This window comes from Photorhabdus sp. RM96S (assembly GCF_042879335.1).
GTDB classification, from domain to species: domain Bacteria; phylum Pseudomonadota; class Gammaproteobacteria; order Enterobacterales; family Enterobacteriaceae; genus Photorhabdus; species Photorhabdus kayaii.
The window spans coordinates 1-2,837 of record NZ_JBHFKT010000095.1; the positions used below are offsets into that span (position 1 = coordinate 1).

Below are 2,837 nucleotides of genomic sequence, written 5' to 3' on the forward strand. Positions count from 1 at the left end.
AGCCAAAGGAGACGCCAGTGTTATCCTCAACGAAGTCAACAGCCATGACCGCAGTCACCTCAATGGCTGGATTGAAGTGGCCGGGCATAAAGCCGAGGTGATTATTGCCAACCCGGCGGGCATCACCTGTAACGGTTGCGGGTTCATTAACTCACATCGCACTACGCTCACCACCGGACAGGCGCTGATGGAACAGGGTCGGTTGAAAGGGTTTGACGTCAATCAGGGGGAAGTGCGGATTGACGGGCACGGCATGGACAGCACACAGCAAAGTTACACCGATATTATCGCCCGCTCCGTGGCGATTAACGCCAAATTACACGCGCAAGACCTGAAAGTGACCGCCGGGCGCAATATTGTCGATGCGGCGCATCAGCAAATTAAGAAAAAATCGGTTGACGATGAAAAGCACCCGGCGTTTGCGTTGGATGTGGCGGCACTGGGCGGCATGTATGCCCATAAAATCAGGCTGATAGGCACCGAAGCGGGGGTGGGCGTGCATAATGCCGGCAATATCGGCGCGTCTGCCGGCGAGGTCCATATCACCGCCGATGGCCGGATAGAGAACCGCGGCACCCTCAGCAGCCGCGACGCCCTGCAATTAACGGCTTCCTCGGGTATCTCGAACACGGGTAAATTGTTGTCACAATCGGCGGTGAATTTACAGGCGGGCGGCGCGTTAGATAATCAGGGCCGGGTGGAATCCCGCGGCGATACCACGGTCAACGCGGGCACAATACACAGCAGCCATGACAGCGTATGGGCCGCGGGGCTGGATGATAACGGCAACACTACCCGCCCCGGTTCATTGACCCTGACCGCACAGCACGTTCAGGCCAAGGGCAAAAATCTGGCCACCGATACGCTGGCTATCCACAGCCAACAGATTGACCTGAGCGACAGCCAGACCGCAGCCAGCCAGATTCAACTCACCGCCAGTCAAGCGGGGATCAGTACCGCTCGCGCTACCGTCAACGCCGACCGTTTGACGGCGAAAACGCCGGGCCAGTTTAACAACGACGGCGGCCAGTTAGTGGCGAAGGAAATCCACCTGACGACCCCGGATTTATCCAACCAGCAGGGAAAAATTAACCAGACCGGGACCGGTGAACTGGCGCTCCATACCCGCACCCTGAATAACCGTGAGGGGACAGTGTTCAATCAGGGGAAATTGACCCTCACCACTGACCGGCTTAACAACCGTCAGGGCAATATTGCCAGTCAGGGCGAGGACCTGCATCTCACCGCGCATCAGGCCGATAACACTCAGGGCACCGTGCAACTGGCGGGCAACGGGAAACTGTCGCTCAATACCCAACGGTGGCTGGGTGATAAGGGCAAACTACTGACCAATGGCGCCCTGACGATACAGGCCGGTGAACTGCAACTCAACCACGCCGAAACTCAGGCCGGGCAGATAACCGTCAACGCTGACACCCTCAGTCATCAAGGCGGCGTGATGCAACAACAGGGCAAAGATACCCTGTCCCTCACCACCCGGATGCTGGATAACCAGCACGGCACCATTGCGGGCAACGGTAATCTGAACCTTAAGGCGACGACCGTCGATAATCATCACGGCAACATCGTGGCCGCCGAAAAAGGCTCGCTGACACTGGCGGTCAAAGACACGCTGGATAATCAGTCAGGTCGGCTGGAAGCGGGCCACGCGCTCCAACTGAGCGCCACTCAACTGGATAATCGCCGGGGGAGCATCGTGGCAACCGGGGACAGCGCCACCCTCACCGTTGGCAAAACTATTCAAAACGTTAACGGTCATCTTGAAGCCAAAACCCGACTGACCACCACCAGTCAGACCCTGGATAACACGCAGGGGATGTTGCTGGCACAAAACATTGACAGCCAGACCACAGGCCATCCCTTCACCAATACCGCGGGGCAGGTGATAGCCGAAGACACGCTGACGGTCAACAGTGGCGAACTGGATAACACCGCAGGGTTGTTACAGGCTGGCCGCGAGATGACCGTTGATACCCACGGCCACCGATTCACCAATACCCGCAATGCCGACCAAAAAGCAGGCCGGTTATTGAGTGACGGACACTTAACTTTGCGCACCGGCGATATCAATAACACCGGTGGCATGATAGTGGCGGACGGCGAAACTGCGCTGACCAGCACTGCACTCAATAATACTCAGGGCCAGATAGCCGGAAATAGCGGGCTGGACATTCACAGCCGACAACTGACCAACCGCGAGGGCACCTTACAATCCGCTGACGCCCTGACTCTGGACACTGACGGGCAGTTACTGGATAACCAGCAGGGCCATATTCTCGGTGATGGCAAGACGACCCTCACCAGTGGCCCGCTGGACAATCGCCACGGTCATCTGCAAGGCGGACAGTTGGCTATCGATACCCGACACGCCGCGCTGGATAACCGGGACGGCAAATTGTTATCTACGGACACCTTAACCCTGAATACTCACCAGCTCGATAATCGTCACGGGCAGGCGCAGGCGGTGGGCGACACCACACTCAATGTTGACACCCAAACCGATAACACCGGCGGCCTTATCCGTGGCGGTCAGCAATTGACCCTGAACACCGCTCGCTTGATTAACCGGAAAACAGCGCAGGTTGATAACGGAGTGGAAGCGCAAAACCTGACGGTCAACGCTCAACAGGTGGACAATACCCAGGGCGCTTTACGGGCGGCCAATCACCTGCAAGCTCAGGTGAGTCACACGCTGGAGAATGCTGAGGGGTTAATCTCCGCGGGCAAACAGCTTACCGTAGACGACGAGACCCGTCCTACGTCTCTGGTGATTAACAACCGGCAAGGCACGCTGATTGCCGGGGAGCACGCCACGA

At 57.6% G+C, this 2,837-nt stretch carries 1 protein-coding gene; it reads left to right on the forward strand.

Going from position 1 to position 2,837, the window contains the following annotated elements:
* The coding region (locus ACGF49_RS24275; RefSeq protein WP_387493232.1) for a filamentous hemagglutinin N-terminal domain-containing protein at positions 1-2,837 on the forward strand (2,837 nt) is incomplete at both ends.